Here is a 16,484-nt window from a genome sequence, read left to right as displayed (position 1 = left end):
CGTCGCCGTCTACGCCGTCGCCAAGGCTCGAAAACCCTTCGTGCCAAAGCTCGCCGACTGAAAAAAGCGCTTGCTCAGCGTGACGGTATCTCATGCCTCCTCCATCGGCGCCAGCGCCGCGGGATCGAAGGCGAGGGTGACCCGGCTGCCGGTTGCGGGAACCGCCCGGCCGGCGGGCACGGCGGCGGCGAGTACGGGGCCCGCATCGGTGCGCACGCTCAACCGGCGCACGGGCCCCTGATAGAGGATGTCGGTGAGCACGCCCGGCAGCGCCATCCGGCCCGGGGGCACGGGGGCGGCGCCGGCCAGGACCTCGATCTTTTCCGGGCGGAGCGAGGCGAGCCGGGCGGGGCCGCCGGCGGCCCCGACGGTTGCCGGCTCCAGCACATTGGCGGCCCCCACGAAGCCCGCGACGAAGCGGGTGCGCGGGCGTTCGTAAATCGCCTCGGGCGTGTCGACCTGAACGATGCGGCCCTGATCGAAGACGGCGACCCGGTCGGCCATCGACAGCGCCTCGCCCTGATCATGGGTCACGAAGACGAAGGTGAGACCCAGCCGGCGCTGCAGGGCCTTCAGCTCCACCTGCATCTCTTCGCGCAGCTTGAGGTCGAGGGCGCCCAAAGGCTCGTCGAGCAGCAGCACCTTGGGCTCCAGCACCAGCGCCCGGGCCAGCGCCACGCGCTGACGCTGACCGCCCGACAGCTGGGCCGGCCGGCGGTCGCCGAAGCCGTCGAGACGCACCAGAGCCAGGGCCCGGGCGGCGCTGTCGCGGCGGCGGCGGCGGTCGATGCCGCGCATCTTCAGCCCGTAGGCGACATTGTCGAGCACCGAGAGATGCGGGAAGAGGGCGTAGTCCTGGAAGACGGTGTTGACCGCCCGGGCATAGGGCGGCACGCCTTCGGCCGTCTCGCCGAAAATCTCGATATGGCCGGAGGTCGGCTGCTCGAACCCGGCGATCAGTCTGAGGCAGGTGGTCTTGCCCGATCCCGAGGGGCCGAGCATGGCGAAGAATTCGCCCGCGCCGACCTCGAGATCGACCGCATCCACCGCGCGCACCGGCCCGAAATGGCGCGAGACCCTGGCGAAGCGCACGGCCGTGACGGCCGGACCGGCCCCGGCGGCCGAGCTGTCGGAAGAAGAGGGCATCGTGAACATGTGCCATTCAGCTGTTCGGAAGGGCGCGGGGGATGGCGGTGAAGGCACGGCGATATGACCGTGCCTTCGCGAGGGCCGCTGTCAGCGGCCGCCCAGCACCGCGATATAGTCGGACACCCAGCGGTAATAGGGCACGCAGCCTTCGGCCTGGCTTTCGCATTTCGAGACCGGGGTGCGCCAGAAGCTGATCCGGTCGAAATTGCCCATGCCGTTGGTGGCGCAGCCCTCGTCGCCCAGCAACGCATTGCCCGTGCAGGCGGCCGGCACCGCGGGCACCGAGCCGAACCAGGCGGCCAGATCGCCCTGGACCTTGGGCGAGAGCGAATGCTCCATCCACATATAGGCGCAGTTCGGATGCTCCGCTTCGGCATGCATCATGGTGGTGTCGGCCCAGCCGGTGGCGCCTTCTTCAGGGATGGTCGAGGCGATCGGCTTGTTCTCGGCCTTGAGCAGGTTGACCTGGAACGGCCAGGAGGACGAGGCGATGACGCCCTCATTGGTGAAGTCGTCGATCTGGACCATGGCGTCATGCCAGTAGCGGTGCACGATCTGGCGCTGGCCGCGCAGCAGGTCGAGCGCCGCCTTGTACTGGGCCTCGGTCAGCTCATACGGGTCCTTGATCCCCAGTTCCGGCTTGTGGGCCTTGAGATAAAGGGCTGCGTCGGCGATGTAGATGGGGCCATCGAAGGCCTGGATACGGCCCTTGTTCGACTTGCCGTCGGGCAGGGTGGTCTCTTCGAAGACCACCTTCCACGAGGTGGGGGCTTCTTTGAACACCTCGGTCGAATACATCAGGACGTTGGAGCCCCACTGATAGGGTGTGCCGTAATGCACCCCGCCGACCGTGTGCCAGGGAGCGCTCTTCAGCCGGTCGTCGACGGTGCCCCAGCTCGGGATCAGGTCGGTGTTGATCGGCTGGACCTTCTTGCCTGCGATCAGCCGCAGGCTGGCATCGCCCGAGGCGGTGACGAGGTCGAAACCGCCCTCGTTCATCAGCGCCACCATCTCGTCCGAGGTGCCGGCGGTCTTCACATTGACCTTGCAGCCGGTCTTCTCTTCGAACCCGGTCACCCAGTCGTAATTCTTATCGGTGTCGCCGCGTTCGATATAGCCCGGCCAGGCGACGATATCGACGCGGCCTTCCCCCGGGCCCAGGGCCTTCATCATCTCGGCCGACATGGCGGCGCCGGCGCCTGCGATCTGACCCGCGGCCAAAGCGGTGCCCACGGCCCCCGCGACCAACCTCTTGATGCGCATGGAACTCTCCCTGACGGTGCAAGCCGGCCGCACGGCGCCGGGCCACTGCCCTGCCGCCGTCTCCCCGCGGTCCGATGTCCGGGAACAAGTCTGCGCGCGTGTGGCTCCGCTGCGCCACACCAAAGCATCGTTGGGTTTCCATCGGAAAAACCGATGCCCTGGATCAGGCGTCCGGGAACGGGTCAGTCGTGGCCGAGGATGTCGGCATTGTGCTCCCCCAGCCGGGGCGCACGGCGATGAATGCCCGGCCGTTCACCGCCGAGCGAGAGCGGCAGGCCCACCACCTTAAGCCCGGCCTCGGGGATGGTCTCCACGATGTCGAGGGCGGCGAGCTGGGCATCGGCCGCGATGTCGGCGAGGCTGTTGATCGGGGCGCAGGGGATGCCGGCGGCCTCCAGCCGTTCGGCCCAGTCCGCCTTGCTGCGGGTGCGCATGATCGCCTCCAGCTCGGGCAGCAGCACCGCCTTGTTGGCGACCCTGAGGCCGTTGCTGGCATAGCGCGGATCCGTGGCCCAGTCGGGGCGGCCCACCGTGCGGGCGAGCTTTGCGAACAGCCGGTCATTGGCGGCCGCGACCACGATCTCGCCGTCGGCGGTGGGCAGCGACTGGAAGACAACGACATTGGGATTGCCGCTGGCATGGCGCTGGGGCTGGCGGCCGGTCACCTTGAAGGCGGCGAAATAGATCGACAGCCAGCCCATGGCGGTTTCAAGCAACGAGACATCGACCGTGGTGCCCCGCCCGGTCTGCCCGCGCTGAAGCAGGGCGGCCAGGCAGCCGAGCGCCGCCCAGACCCCCGTGCCCAGATCGAGCACCTGCATGCCGACCCGCGACGGCGGCCCGTCGGGCGTGCCGTTGATGCTGAAAATGCCGGCAAAGGCCTGGACGATCGGCTCGTAGCCGGGCGTCAGCCGCATCGGCCCCCGGGCACCGAAGGCCCAGAGCGAGCAGTAGATGAGCCGCGGGTTGATCGCGGCCAGGCTGTCCGCATCCAGCCCCATCTGGTCCATCATGCCGGGGCGCATGTTCTGGACCAGGATGTCGGCATCGGCCAGCAGCCGGCGCAACTCGGCCAGACCCGCCGGATGTTTGAGATCCAGCGTGATGCCGCGCTTGTTGCGGTTCATGGCGTGGAAGGTGACGGCGGTGTCGCCGGCGAAGGGGGGCCCCCAGCCGCGGGCATCGTCGCCGCCTTCGGGGCGTTCCACCTTGATCACATCGGCGCCGAGGGTGGCCAGGATTTCGCCGGCATGGGGGCCGGCCAGGTTCTGGGCAATCTCGATCACCCGGACCCCGGCGAGGGGCAGTGGCGTGGCCGGAGGCAGCATGGGGGCGGGCTCCTTCAGTGGCCGGTGAAGGCCGGGGCGCGGCGTTCGACGAAATGGGCGACGCCTTCACGGAAATCCTCGGTCGCGAAGCACTTCACCTGTTCCGAATCGGCAAGATGGGTGGCGGTGGCGAGGTCCTGGAACAGCCCGGCATAAAGCTGCCGCTTGATGATCCGCATCGAGCGCGGCGAGGAAAGCTCGGCAAGTTCGGCCGCGACGGCATGGACGGCCTCGACGAAGCCTTCGGCCGGCAGCGCCCTGACCAGGCCCAGCGCCGCCGCTTCGCGCCCGGTCAGCACGCGGCCCGACAGCAGCAGATCGGCGGCGGCCATCGGCCCGATCAGCCGGGGCAGGATCCAGGCCGAGCCGTGTTCCGCGATCAGCCCGCGGCGGGCGAAGGCGGTGGTGAGCTTTGCATCCTCGACCATGTAGCGCAGGTCGCAATAGAGCGTGATGCAGAGCCCGACCCCGGCCGCAGCACCGTTGATCGCGGCCACGATCGGCTTCGGCACGTCGAGCAGCCAGGAATAGCGCTGGCCGAAATTGTCGGGCGTGTAGTCGCGGGCGGCGGCCGGCGCCGGCTTGGCCTCTCCCGGTGCCGCCGGCGTCAGCCGGCCCATATCGGCCCCGGCGCAGAAGCCGCGGCCGGCGCCGGTGACCATGATCGCCCGCACCGCCTCGTCGGCGACGGCACGCTCCATGGCCGCGCGGAATTCGGCCTCCATGCGCGGCGTCCAGGCATTCATCTTGTCGGGACGGTTGAGGGTGAGCGTCGCAACCCGCCCGGTCACCGTATAGAGCACCTCGGCGTCGGTGCCCGTTTCCGCTGCGTCGGCCATGCCGTTCTCCCCGTCCTGTCGCGTGTCCTGGCCTTTTCTGGATAACAGCGGCCGGCAGGGTGCGGAAGACGGTTCAGGCTTGTGGAGATCAGATACACATATGTGAATCCGGCCGCGACCCGGACCGCCCGATCGTCCACATATGTGGACGAACAGACATGTATATGGAAAAACAAAACACATCTGCGAAACGGTCGCCGGCCTGCAGCCCTTCTGCCTATACTTCGGACGCTGCAAGGCGGGAGGAACGCCGGAGCATGATGCTCTGCAGTCGCCGAAGAATGAGGCGGACCCGCCGGCCATCTGCCGGAGACACCGATGATCCGCCGGCAAAAAAACGGGCAGTCCGAACCATGTCGATCACGCAGAAGGGAGACGTCCACGTCTCGACCGACGGCCATGTCACGGTCCTCGAGATCCGGCGTCCCCCGAACAATTTCTTCGATCTCGATCTGATCCGCGATCTGTCGAGCCTGGTCGAGGCGCTGGACGAGGACAGCGACTGCCGCGCCATCCTGCTCGCCTCCGAGGGCAAGGCCTTCTGCGCCGGCGCCGATTTCCAGCGCCGCCCGGCCGAACTGGCCGGGGCGGTTGAAGACCGCAATCCGCTCTATTCCGAGGCGGTGCGCCTGTTCCACAACCGCAAGCCGATCGTTGCCGCGGTGCAGGGGCCGGCCATCGGCGGCGGGCTCGGCCTGTCGCTGGTGGCCGATTTCCGGGTCGCGGCCCCCGAAGCGCGCTTCGGCGCGAATTTCGTCAAGCTGGGCATTCATCCGGGCTTCGGGCTGACCCACACCCTGCCGCGGGTGATCGGTGTCCAGAAGGCGCAGTGGATGTTCATGACCGGGCGGCGCCTGACCGGAGAGGAGGCCGCGGCCGTCGGCCTGGTCGATCTGCTGGTCCCGGCCGGGCGGCTGCGCGCCGAGGCGATGGCCCTGGCGCAGGAGATCGCCGAGGGCGCGCCGCTTGCGGTTCAGTCGACCCGCGCCACCCTGCGCCGGGGATTGGCCGATGCGGTGCAGGCCCAGACCGATCACGAATTCGTCGAACAGAAATGGCTCGCCCGGACGGAAGACCATCGCGAGGGCATCCGCGCCGTCGCCGAACGCCGCCCGGGCCGCTTCGTCGCCCGCTGACCGAAGACAGCTCACCCGGATCTGCCGGCGCCACGCGACGCTCAAGATCGCGGCGGCAGGATCCTTGCGCGCCCAGCATCAGACAAGGGAGGACAACGGATGATCAATCGCCGCAGTTTCGTGAAGCTTGCCGCCGCAGGCGCGGCCGCCGGCAGTTTCGGCATGCCGTGGATTGCCCGTGCGGCAAAGCCGATCACCCTGAAACTGGCGGATTCGCTGCCGACCACCCATTACTCGATGCCGATCATCAAGCACTGGATCAAGCAGATCGAGGACGGGACCGAGGGCCGGATCAGGTTCGAGCACTACCCGGCCGAACAGCTGGCCAGCGCCCGCGATCTGCTGGATGCGGTGCAGACCCGCATCGCCGACGTCGCCTATATCCCTGCGCAGTACTTTTCCGAGAAGCTGCCGATGGCGACGGTGGGCAGCCTGCCGATCCCCGAGATCAAGGCCGATATCTACGCGCTTGAAGCCGCCTATTACGAGATCGGCCTGGGCATTCTGGACGAGGTGGAATTCAGGGATGCCGGCATCCGGGCGCTCAGGGCGTCGTCGACCGAGGCCTACAATCTGCACATGGTCAGCCGCAAAATCGTGACCCTGGACGACCTGTCCGGTCAGAAGATCCGGGTCGGCGGCAATGTCCAGCAGCAGGCGATCACGGCGCTCGGCGGCATTCCGGTGACGGTCACGCCGCCCGAGATCTACAACGCCATGCAGAACGGCACGCTGGACGGCACCGTCTTCCACATCCCGAGCATCCATTCCTACAAGCTGAACGATCTGGTGCGCTACAGCACCGACAACCTCAATCTCGGCGTGTTCAACAGCTATTACGCGATGAACCGCGACCTTTGGGACGATCTGCCGCCCGATATCCAGGCCGTGTTCGACAAGGTCGGCCGCGACCTGATCCGCTTCGAGGGCGACACCATTTCGCGGCAGTCCGATACCTGGCGGACCGAATTCCGCAAGCAGGGGATCGAGGTCTACGATCTGGCGCCCGAGGTGATCGACGAGACCACCCGGCGGCTGACGCCGATCCGGCAGAAATGGGCGGAGCTGTACGAGACCCGCAACCTGCCGGCACGGCGCGTGGTCGATGCCTGGGTCGCGGCGCTCAAGAAACACGCCCGGGCCTGAGGGAGGGCGGGGGTTTGGACACGCTCGACCATCTGATCGGCCGGCTGGAGACCCTGTTTGAATACGTCGCCATCGTGCTGCTCGCGATCATGATGCTGATCATCACCATGGATGCCGGCGGCCGCTATCTCTTCGCGGCCCCGGTCTTCGGCACGCATGAATTCGTCGAGTTCTATCTGATGGTCGGCGTGGTCTTCCTCGGCATCGCCCAGCTGCAGGCCAGACGCGGCCATGTCGCGGTGAGCTTCGTCTCGCGCAATTTCCCGCGGCCGGTCCGCCGCCTGCTGGAGGCCGTGTTTCTGGCGGCGACGCTCGCCGCCGTCACCGGCATCGGCTGGATGGCGGTGGAACAGGTCTCGACCAATCTGATCCGCGACCGGGTGATCGCGACGCCCTTCCCGTTCAGCCAGGTGCCGATGCCGGTCTGGCCGTCCTGGGTGCTGGTCGCCGCCGGGGTGATCCTGCTCTGGCTGCGCATGGCGCTGCAGCTTCTGCGATGCCTGATCGCGGGCGAGGGTCCCGACGAGGACGTCTCCGACGAGACCGGCAGCGCCATCCATTGAGGGCGGGCACAGCCAGGCCCCTGCCGCACGGGATATCGCCCCCATGTTCGACACCGCCTTTCCGATCGTCCTGTTCCTGGTGACCCTGGTTCTGGGCATGCCGATCGGCTTCTCGCTGATCGTCGCCGGCGCCGCCGGCATCTGGATCAATGCCGGCTGGATGCCCCTGCTCGGCATCCTCAGGGCCGAGCCCTACCGCCATGCCTCGTCGTTTCTGCTGACCACCATTCCGCTGTTCATCCTGATGGCGGAGCTGCTGGCCCGCGGCACGGTGGTGCAGGCGATGTTCCGCTGCGCCTATGCCTTCGTCGGCCATCTGCGCGGCGGGCTGGCGCTGGCGGCGGTGGGTGCCAATGCCGGTTTCGCCGCCCTCAGCGGCTCCAGCACGGCCGCCGCGGCGGCGATGGCGCGGATCTCGATCCCCGAGATGCGGCGCTTCGGCTATGACGACCGGCTGTCGCTCGGCACGGTCGCCATCGCCGGCACGCTCGCGATCATGATCCCGCCCAGCCTGGGGCTGATCATCTACGGCATCCTGACCGAAAGCTCGATCGGCCGGCTGTTCGTGGCCGGTATCGTGCCCGGCCTGCTCTCCGCCACCGGCTTCGTGATCTCGATCATGATCTGGGTGCGCCGGGACCCCACGATCGCGCCCCAGGTGGTGAGGACCGCCTGGCCGGAGCGGCTGCGCAGCCTGACCGCGATCGGCCCGGCGATGCTGCTGGTGGTGTTCGTCGCGGGCTCGATCTATTCCGGGGCCGCGACGCCGACCGAGGCGGCGGCGATCGGTGCGCTGGCGGCGCTGGTGATCAGCGTCGCGTTCGGGGGGCTGCGCGGGGAGGGCATGCTCGCCGCCTTTCGCGCCTCGATCCGCAGCACCGCGCTGATCTTCACCATCATCATCGGCGCGATGATCTTCGGGAAATACCTCGCCATCACCCGGCTGCCCCAGGATCTGCTGGAAACGATCGTGGCGCTGAACATTCCCGGCTGGGCGATCATCGCGATCCTGATCGTGATCTATCTGATCCTCGGCTGTTTTCTGGACCAGCTGGCGGTGATGCTGCTGACCCTGCCGCTGACCTTCCCGCTGGTGGTCGGTCTTGGCTACGACCCGATCTGGTGGGGCATCGTGCTGACCAAGACCTCCGAGATCGGCCTGGTCACGCCACCGCTCGGGCTCAACAGTTTCGTGGTCTCGGCCTCGGCCGATGCGCCGCTGGAGAAGACCTTCTCGGGCGTGTGGCGGTTGCTGGTCGGCGACATGATCGTCCTGCTGCTTCTGCTGCTGTTCCCGGCGCTCTCGCTCGGCCTGCCCGGCTGGTGGTACGGTCCGTGACGCCAGACATCCGGGGCAGGGTGACCAGGGAAGGAGACGACGGATCATGTCGACGGCCGCGATCAAGACCGCCCGGCGGGTCTTCGAGGTGCTGGAATACTTCGACGAGGTGAAGCGGCCGCTGACGCTGCGCGAGGTCTCGGCCCATTTCGGCTATCCGGTGTCCAGCACCGCCGCCCTGCTCAAGAGCCTGTTGCAGCTGGGCTATGTCGATTTCAACCGGCCGACGCGCACCTATATGCCGACCATGCGGGTCGCCATGCTCGGCGACTGGATCCAGGCCTCGCTGTTCGGCGAGGGCCGGATCCTGAGGCTGATGCAGTATCTGAACGAGATGACCGGCGAGATGGTCAGCCTCGGCACCCAGTCCGACATCTACATGCAGTATGTCCACGTGCTCTATTCGCGCGAGGGTCTGCAATACCGGGTGCGGCCGGGAACGGTGCGGTCCATGACCCGGTCCGGCTTCGGCTGGCTGCTGCTGAGCGCCATGCCCGATGCCGAGATCGACAAACTGCTCAGGCGGGTGAATATCGAGGAAGACGACCCCGCCCGACGGATGACGCTGGACGAGCTGATGGTGCCGGTGACCGAGGTCCGCCAGCTGGGCCATGTCTATTCCCGCCACACCGTCACCCAGGGTGCGGGCGTGATCGGCATGCTGCTGCCGCCGCAGAGCTATGGCCGCCGCTTCACGGTCGGCGTCGGCGGCCCGGTCGACCGGCTGGAAGAGAAGCACGACATGATCCTGGCCCTGCTGCGCGAGGCGATCCCCCGCTTTCTGCCCGGATGACGCCCGGCCCCTGCCCATGCCTCTGCCCGTGCCCCGCCTATCGCCGGGCGGCCTGTCGGGTTGCGGCCACCGAGACGAAACCGGCGGCGGCGGCAGACAGCGGCGATCCGCGGCGCCAGGCGGTGGCGACCTGGATGGCGGGCAGATCCTCGGCCACGCCCCGCGCTTCGATCTTGGCGCCTTCCAGCGACCAGGGCCGGTAGGTGAGGTCGGGCAGGATCGCGACGCCGGTGCCGGTGGCGACCAGGCTGCGCACCGCCTCCACCGAGCGGGTGCGGAAGGCGACCGGCGGGCGGATGCCGAGCCGACGCCAGACCACTTCCGAGGCCTCGGCGATCTCGTCGATGGTGAGCAGCACATGGGGTTCGGTCGCGAGGTCGCGCAGGCTGCCCCGCTCTTCGGCGGTGGCGGCATGGCCGAGCGGCAGCCAGACCCGATAGGGCGAAATCTCCACCACCTCGATCTGCAGGGCGGAGCTGCTGCGCCCGGGCGCCAGCACCATCCCCGCCACGTCGAGTTCGCCGCCGACCAGCAGATGTTCAAGATAGTCGCCATTGTCCTCGACCGTCTGGACATCGACATCGGGGAAGGCGCGGCGGAAGCGGGCGAGCAGGTCGGCGAGAACATAGCCCGCCACCAGCGGCGTGACCCCCAGCGCCAGCCGGCCCTTCAGCACGGCGCTCTCGCCGCGGATCGCGCGCCGGGCATCGGCGACATCGGCCAGGATGCGCCGGGCATGGGCCAGGAACTGATGGCCCTTGAGCGTGGGGGCCACGCCGCGGGCATGGCGTTCGACCAGCGGAAACCCCAGATCGATCTCCAGCCCGCGCAGCGCCTCGGTCACCGTCGATTGCGAGATCGACAGCGCCTGGGCGGCGGAGGAGATGCTGCCGCGCTCGACGATCGCGACGAAATACTGCAGCTGGCGCAGCGAGAAGGCCATGCGGGTCGGGCTCCCGGGGGGCGGTGCGACGGGCCCGGACATCATGACGCGGGGCGATGCGGGATGGGAAGACCGGCGCGCGGTCCGTCGGCCGGGGATGCGCCGGGCGTTGACCGGGAACCCGCTGAAGCGTTGAAATTTCCCGGCGCTCCTTCTACAGCTTGAGCCGAGCCCCGCCGCGGCCCGTCCGCGGTTCCCTTCCCCCTCGGATGGTGAGCGGAGATGAGCGAAACGGTGTCCCCCGAGAACGAGCCCATCCCCCAGGTTGCTCCCGTCCCCGAGGGCGCCCCCACCTCGCCCGCCTCAGACGAGGCGTCGGTCTTCCGGGGCAGCCTGCCGCTGGCGACGAAGCTCGATCGGGCGCGGATGGAACTGCTCGATCTCTCGGCGCGCAATCGCCTGCTGAACCTGCCTCAGGCCCGGCGCAGCCGCATGCTCGACATCGTCGACGAGCGTGGGGCCGAAATCTACCGGCTGCTGGTGGGCGAGGGGCGGCGCTTCACCTTCCTGCCCGGCCGCGAGACCGAAGAGGAGAAGGTGGAAGAGGGGGGTGCTGCAGCCGGCGACACCCCGGCCCTGGCGCAGCCCGAGGACGAGGCGGTGGATGCGCGGGGGCTGGTCGCGCGCCACACCGACACCAAGCTCCAGACCCGTCTCGGCTCGGAAGGGCTGCAGCGTCGTCTGCTGGACCTGCATCTGGATGCGCGCACGCTGGAGGAAGAGCAGGGCGTCAACATCCTGTTCCTGGCGCTGGGCACGCTGGTCTGGACCGACCCCGCCGCGGGCGGCCAGCTGCGCCGGGCGCCGCTGGTGCTGGTGCCGGTGCAGCTGGAGCGCGGCAGCGCCACCGAGCGTTTCCGCCTGGCGGCACGGCCCGAGGACGTCGCGACCAACCTGTCGCTCGAAGCCTTCCTGGACCGCGAACACGGCATCCCCCTGCCGGCCTTCGACGCGGAAGCCGAGGGCGAGACCGATCCGTTCACGGCCTATGTCGCGGCGGTCGCCGAGGCGGTTCACGGCCGCAAGGGCTGGGAGGTCCGGCCCGACGAGGTGATCCTGGGCTTCTTCTCGTTCTCCAAATTCCTGATGTATCGCGACCTGGATCCGGCGGTCTGGCCCGCGGATGCGCCGCTGACCGACCGGCCGCTGATCCGCGGCCTGCTGGACGAGGGGTTCGGGGTCGAGGATGTCGATTTCGACGAGGACGTGCCGGTCGATCCGCTGATCGGGCCCGAGGATCTGGTGCATATCGTCGATGCCGACGCCTCGCAGACGCTGGCGATCCACGAGGCGCGGCGCGGCCGCGACCTGGTGATCCAGGGTCCGCCGGGCACCGGCAAGTCGCAGACCATCGCCAATGTCATCGCCGCCGCGGTCGCCGACGGCAAGACCGTGCTGTTCGTGGCCGAGAAAATGGCGGCGATGGAGGTGGTGAAGCGCCGGCTGGATCAGGCCGGCGTGGGCGAGGTCTGCCTGGAACTGCACAGCCACAAGGCGACAAAACGGGCGGTGCTGGAGGATCTGAAGCGCAGCTGGGAGCTGGGCACGCCCCGGATCGGCGATGACGAGACCCTGTTCCATCGCCTGGGCCGCAGCCGGGCGCAGCTGAACGCCCATGCCGAACGGCTGCATCGCGCGCTGGAGCCGACCGGGCTTTCGCCCTACCAGGTGATCGGCGAGCTGGTGCGCCTGCGCGCGGCCGGTGTGGCGCCGGCCGATTTCGATCTGGCCGAGGCCGCCCCCGGCTGGACGGCGCCCGAGCGCACGGCCCTGGCCGCGACGCTGGACGACCTGGCCCGCCGGATCGAGGCGGAGGGCCCGCCCGCATCCCATCCCTGGCGCGGGGTGGGGCTGGATGCGATCAGCCCGCTGGATGCCGACCGCCGGCTGGCCGAGATTGCGGCGCTGGAGCGCGGGCTCGCCGGCTGGCGTGCCGAGGCGGAGGTGGTGGCGGGCCTGCTGGACCTACCGGCCCCCGCCACGCTGGACGGCAGCAGCCGGCTGCTGGCCCGGGCCGAGCGGCTGGCTGCTGCACCGGATCTGCCGCCCGCGGTGTTCCTGGACCCGGTCTGGTCGGTGGCCGCGGATGATGTGGCGGTGCTGGTCGAGACCGGGCTTGCGCTTCGCGATCAGGCCGCACGGCTGCGGCCGGGGCTTGCCCCCGCGGCGGACGGGCTGGCGACCGCCGATCTTCAGACGGCCCGTGACCGGCTGGCGGTCTTGCCCGCAGGCTTCGATGCGGCCGCCCGCGACCGGCTGGCCCGGGTGGTGGCGGCGCTGCCGGCGGTGATCGAGGCGGGCAGCCGTCTTGCCGGTCATCTGGGGCTGCCGGCGCCGGAAACCCTGCGCGAGGCCGGGGCGTTGATCCGCTGCGGCGCGGCCGTGGCCGCGGCCCCCGACCTGCCGGCGGAGCAGCTGGCGGCCGGGAGCTGGGAGGCGGAGCGGGCCGCGCTCACCGATCTGGTCGAGGCGGTGCGGGCCGCCCATGATGCACGGCTTGCCGCCGGCGACCGCGTCACCGAGGCCGCCTGGTCGACCGGGCTGGCCGAGGCCCGCCAGGCGATCGCCGAGACCGGCGGCAGCCTGTTCCGGATCTTCAGCGGCCGCTGGCGGCGGGCGAACCGGCTGGTCAAATCGATCCTGACCGGGCCGAAGCCCGAAGATGGCGAACTGATCCAGCTGCTCGACCGGGTGATCGCCGGCCAGGCGGCGGCGGCAAGGGCAGAAGCGGGCGACGCCCTGGGCCGTGCCGCTTTCGGCCCGGTCTGGCGCGGGGCCCGCAGCGCGCCCGAGCGGCTGGAGGCGATGCTGGCCTGGGTGAACGGCCCGGCCGGCGACGCCGCCACCCGCCGCACGGCCGCGGCCTGTGCCGACCGGCCGCTTGCGGGCGATCTGGCCGCGCGTCTCGGGGCCGCGGTTGCAGCGGTCGCGGATGATCTGGACCGACTGGCCCAGGATCTGGGGCCGGCGGCCCCGGCCCTGCTCGGCACCGATCTGGGCGGAGAACGGGCGCCGCTGGCGGCATCCGCCCTGGCGCCGGTGGTTGCGGCCGAGGCCGTGGTCGATGCGGCCTTCGCCATCCCGGCCGTCCTGGCCGGCGAGCGGCTGGCGGCCCTGGACGATCTGCTTGAAATGCGCCGGCGCGAGGCCGTGCTCGCCGATGCCGCGGTCACCGGCCGCGCCGCTTTCGGGCCGCTCTGGCCGGCCGGCGACCGGGCGGCGGCGGATTGGGAGGCCATCGCCCGGGCGGCGGCCTGGCTGGCGGCAGAGCCTGACTTGCGGGCGCTGGCGGCCCCCACCCCCGATCGTGCCGGGCTTCGCGGCCGCACGGCCGCGCTGGTGGAGGCCGGCCACGGCATCGTCGATCAGGTGGTCGGGTTGTGGTCCAGGCTGGCCTTCGATCCGCGGGCCATGTTCGGTGAAACCGGCATCCCGGATCTGGATCTGGATGCGCTGGCGGCCCATCTTCGCGGCTGGCTGGCGGCGCCCGAGGGGCTGCCGGCCTGGGCGGCGATCCTGGCTGCGGCGCGGGCCGCACGTGCCGCCGGCCTGGCGCCGCTGGTCGACCGGCTGGAGGATGGCCGGCTGGACCGGGCGGGCGTGATGCCGGCCTTCGAGATGGCCGCTTTCGAGGCGATCTGGCAGGCGATGACCACGGCCGAGCCGGCGCTGGCCGGTTTCGACGGTACCGCCCAGGACGGGCTGGTGCGGAGCTTCGCGGCGCTGGACCGGGCGCGGATCGACCTTGCCCGCTCGGAAGTGCGGGCCGAACATGCCCGCAGCCGCCCGCGCGTCAACGGGCTGGGACCTGTGGGCGTGCTGAGGGGAGAGCTGGCCAAGAAACGCCGGCACATGCCGATCCGCCAGCTGATGAGCCAGGCAGGCCCTGCGGTTCAGGCGCTGAAGCCGGTCTTCATGATGAGCCCGCTGTCGGTCGCCCAGTTCCTGGAGCCGGGGCGGATCGGCTTCGACCTGCTGGTGGTCGACGAGGCGAGCCAGATCCAGCCGGTGGATGCGCTGGGGGCGATCGCCCGCTGCCGGCAGATGGTGGTGGTGGGCGACGAACGCCAGCTGCCGCCCACCGCCTTCTTCGCCCGCATGACCGCCGATGCGCCGGATGCGGACGAGGAGGACGAGACCACCCGGATCGCCGATGTCGAAAGCATTCTGGGGCTCTGCGTCGCCCGCGGCCTGCCGCAGCGCATGCTGCGCTGGCATTATCGCAGCCGGCATCAGTCGCTGATCGCGGTGTCGAACCATGAATTCTATCAGGACCGGCTGCATGTGGTGCCGAGCCCCTATGCGGGGGAGGCCGGGCTGGGGCTCGATTTCGTCCATGTGACCGACGGCGTGTTCGAGACCGGTGGCAGCGGCACCAACCCGGCCGAGGCGCGCCGGGTGGCCGAGGCGGTGATCGCCCATGCCCGCACCACGCCCGAACGCTCGCTTGGGGTCGCCACCTTCTCGGTGCGCCAGCGCCGGGCGATCCTGGATGCGCTGGAAGCCCTGCGCCGGGCCCATCCCGAGACCGAGGACTTCTTCAACGCCCATCCGGCCGAACCGTTCTTCGTGAAGAACCTGGAAAACGTTCAGGGCGACGAGCGCGACGTGATCTTCATCTCCGTCGCCTATGGCCGCAATGCCCAGGGCTATATGGCGATGCGCTTCGGCCCGGTCGGTGCCGAGGGCGGCGAGCGGAGGCTGAACGTGCTGATCAGTCGGGCGAAACGGCTCTGCCGGGTCTTCGCCTCGATCACCGACGAGGATATCGATCTGGAGCGGGCGCGCGGCCGCGGCGTCGCGGCGCTCAAGACCTTCCTGCGCTATGCCCGCACCGGCAGCCTGGAGGTCGCCCGCCGGTCGGGCCGGCCGGCCGACAGCGTGTTCGAGGAACAGGTTGCCCGGGCGCTCAGGGCGCGCGGCCATCTCGTCCACGAACAGGTGGGGCTGGCCGGCTTCTTCATCGATCTGGCGGTGGTCGATCCCGACCGGCCCGGCCGCTATCTGCTCGGCATCGAATGCGACGGGGCCGGCTATCATGCCGCACGATCGGCCCGCGACCGCGACCGGCTGCGCCAGGCGGTGCTGGAAGATCATGGCTGGATCATCCACCGCATCTGGTCGGCCGACTGGTTCGCCCGCCCCGAGGGCCAGCTGGCCGCGGTGGAGGCGGCCATCCTCCGGGCCCGCGAGATGCTGGAGGCCCGCGACGAGGGCCGCGCCGCCGCGGCCGCGGCCATGCCGCCCGAAGACGCGGCGCTGGCCGCGGAGCTGGGCCTGGAAGGCGGCGAGGACGAGGCGCCGGCCGAGGATGACCACCTGACCCCCGCCTATGTCGAGGCGGACCCCGAAGTGCCGGCCGAGCTGCAGGGCATGGAGCTGCACCAGGTGACGCCGGCAAAGCTGGCGCCGATGGTGATGGCGGTGGTGAAGGTCGAAGGGCCGGTGCATCTGGACGAGGTGACGGCGCGGCTGCGCGATGCCTGGGGGCTGGGGCGCGCCGGGGCGCGGATCCAGGCCGCCGTGCGGGCGGCGGCATCCTATGCCATCCGTCGCCGTCATCTGGTCGACGAAGGCTGGTTCCTGAGCCTGCCGGGAGAGCCGGTACGCATCCGCGATCGCAGTGCCGTGACCTCGGCGGGGCTGCGCAAGCCCGAACTGCTGCCGCCGGCCGAGATCGAGGCCGGGCTGATGCGGATCGCCGCCGAGAATCTGGGCGTCACCCGCGAAGAGCTGCAGCGCCAGCTGGCCCGGATGCTGGGTTTCCGCGCGCTGAGTGCCGGGCTGCGCTCGGTGACCGAAGACGAGATCCGCCGGCTGACGGAACGCCGCCGGCTGGTGGAGCGCGACGGGCTGATCGTGGTGGCCGAGCCGGCGCCGTGACATATCGGTGACCTGGGGATCTGACCGGAAGTTGTAATGGTTCGATCACAGCCATGACTTCCGCGGCATGGTACACCCTCCGCGGGCGCCGACAGGCGGCGG

At 69.9% G+C, this 16,484-nt stretch carries 11 protein-coding genes; 6 read left to right on the top strand and 5 right to left on the bottom strand.

All coding sequences use genetic code 11. The features are described from left to right. Positions 1 to 90: 90 nt before the first annotated feature. The 4 genes from CMO28_RS17980 to CMO28_RS17965 all read right to left on the bottom strand — a co-directional run bounded on the left by CMO28_RS17980 (position 91) and on the right by CMO28_RS17965 (position 4,579). Positions 91 to 1,155 (bottom strand): ABC transporter ATP-binding protein, encoded by a 1,065-nt coding sequence (locus tag CMO28_RS17980; protein ID WP_296715661.1) that lies wholly within the window; start codon positions 1,153 to 1,155, stop codon positions 91 to 93. Positions 1,156 to 1,236: 81 nt separating this feature from the next. Then, a complete protein-coding gene (locus CMO28_RS17975; protein WP_322111379.1) occupies positions 1,237 to 2,334 on the bottom strand; it encodes an ABC transporter substrate-binding protein in 1,098 nt (365 codons plus the stop codon). Between the two features lie 260 nt (positions 2,335 to 2,594). Beyond that, entirely contained in the window at positions 2,595 to 3,740 is a 1,146-nt protein-coding gene (locus CMO28_RS17970) for a CaiB/BaiF CoA transferase family protein (RefSeq protein WP_296715659.1), read from the bottom strand. Positions 3,741 to 3,754: 14 nt separating this feature from the next. Further along, positions 3,755 to 4,579, bottom strand: coding sequence for an enoyl-CoA hydratase-related protein (locus tag CMO28_RS17965; RefSeq protein WP_296715658.1), 825 nt, complete (start codon positions 4,577 to 4,579; stop codon positions 3,755 to 3,757). A 353-nt stretch (positions 4,580 to 4,932) separates the two neighbouring features. Here CMO28_RS17965 and CMO28_RS17960 point away from each other — a divergent pair, with 353 nt between their 5' ends. The 5 genes from CMO28_RS17960 to CMO28_RS17940 all read left to right on the top strand — a co-directional run bounded on the left by CMO28_RS17960 (position 4,933) and on the right by CMO28_RS17940 (position 9,556). Beyond that, complete coding sequence (locus CMO28_RS17960) at positions 4,933 to 5,715, top strand: enoyl-CoA hydratase/isomerase family protein (protein WP_156503088.1); 783 nt, start codon at positions 4,933 to 4,935, stop codon at positions 5,713 to 5,715. 99 nt (positions 5,716 to 5,814) lie between these two features. Further along, positions 5,815 to 6,861, top strand: a complete 1,047-nt coding sequence (gene dctP / locus CMO28_RS17955; protein WP_296715657.1) for a TRAP transporter substrate-binding protein DctP — start codon at positions 5,815 to 5,817, stop codon at positions 6,859 to 6,861. A gap of 14 nt (positions 6,862 to 6,875) precedes the next feature. Further along, a complete protein-coding gene (locus CMO28_RS17950; RefSeq protein ID WP_296715656.1) occupies positions 6,876 to 7,424 on the top strand; it encodes a TRAP transporter small permease in 549 nt (182 codons plus the stop codon). 43 nt (positions 7,425 to 7,467) lie between these two features. After that, the gene (locus CMO28_RS17945; RefSeq protein ID WP_296715655.1) at positions 7,468 to 8,763 is read left to right on the top strand and encodes a TRAP transporter large permease; all 1,296 of its coding nucleotides are present in this window, start codon (positions 7,468 to 7,470) and stop codon (positions 8,761 to 8,763) included. A gap of 46 nt (positions 8,764 to 8,809) precedes the next feature. Next, complete coding sequence (locus CMO28_RS17940) at positions 8,810 to 9,556, top strand: IclR family transcriptional regulator (protein WP_296715654.1); 747 nt, start codon at positions 8,810 to 8,812, stop codon at positions 9,554 to 9,556. 37 nt (positions 9,557 to 9,593) lie between these two features. Here CMO28_RS17940 and CMO28_RS17935 read toward each other — a convergent pair whose 3' ends face one another. Continuing rightward, positions 9,594 to 10,499, bottom strand: a complete 906-nt coding sequence (locus CMO28_RS17935; RefSeq protein ID WP_296715653.1) for a LysR substrate-binding domain-containing protein — start codon at positions 10,497 to 10,499, stop codon at positions 9,594 to 9,596. A gap of 222 nt (positions 10,500 to 10,721) precedes the next feature. Between CMO28_RS17935 and CMO28_RS17930 the strand changes: the two genes are divergently transcribed. Then, entirely contained in the window at positions 10,722 to 16,382 is a 5,661-nt protein-coding gene (locus CMO28_RS17930) for a DUF3320 domain-containing protein (protein ID WP_296715652.1), read from the top strand. The last annotated feature ends 102 nt before the right edge of the window (positions 16,383 to 16,484 follow it).

It is taken from the genome of Tistrella sp. (assembly GCF_002684955.1).
Taxonomy (GTDB): Bacteria; Pseudomonadota; Alphaproteobacteria; order Tistrellales; family Tistrellaceae; genus Tistrella; species Tistrella mobilis.
The sequence above is the reverse complement of the archived record's forward strand: the minus strand, read 5'-3'. Positions and strand labels throughout refer to the sequence as shown.

Bases quoted from the DNA above. Each gene is read 5' to 3' on its own strand.
- CMO28_RS17980 (WP_296715661.1), bottom strand. From the start codon at position 1,155: ATGTTCACGATGCCCTCTTCTTCCGACAGCTCGGCCGCCGGGGCCGGT.
- CMO28_RS17975 (WP_322111379.1), bottom strand. From the start codon at position 2,334: ATGTCGGCCGAGATGATGAAGGCCCTGGGCCCGGGGGAAGGCCGCGTC.
- CMO28_RS17970 (WP_296715659.1), bottom strand. From the start codon at position 3,740: ATGCTGCCTCCGGCCACGCCACTGCCCCTCGCCGGGGTCCGGGTGATC.
- CMO28_RS17965 (WP_296715658.1), bottom strand. From the start codon at position 4,579: ATGGCCGACGCAGCGGAAACGGGCACCGACGCCGAGGTGCTCTATACG.
- CMO28_RS17960 (WP_156503088.1), top strand. From the start codon at position 4,933: ATGTCGATCACGCAGAAGGGAGACGTCCACGTCTCGACCGACGGCCAT.
- dctP (WP_296715657.1), top strand. From the start codon at position 5,815: ATGATCAATCGCCGCAGTTTCGTGAAGCTTGCCGCCGCAGGCGCGGCC.
- CMO28_RS17945 (WP_296715655.1), top strand. From the start codon at position 7,468: ATGTTCGACACCGCCTTTCCGATCGTCCTGTTCCTGGTGACCCTGGTT.
- CMO28_RS17940 (WP_296715654.1), top strand. From the start codon at position 8,810: ATGTCGACGGCCGCGATCAAGACCGCCCGGCGGGTCTTCGAGGTGCTG.
- CMO28_RS17935 (WP_296715653.1), bottom strand. From the start codon at position 10,499: ATGGCCTTCTCGCTGCGCCAGCTGCAGTATTTCGTCGCGATCGTCGAG.
- CMO28_RS17930 (WP_296715652.1), top strand. From the start codon at position 10,722: ATGAGCGAAACGGTGTCCCCCGAGAACGAGCCCATCCCCCAGGTTGCT.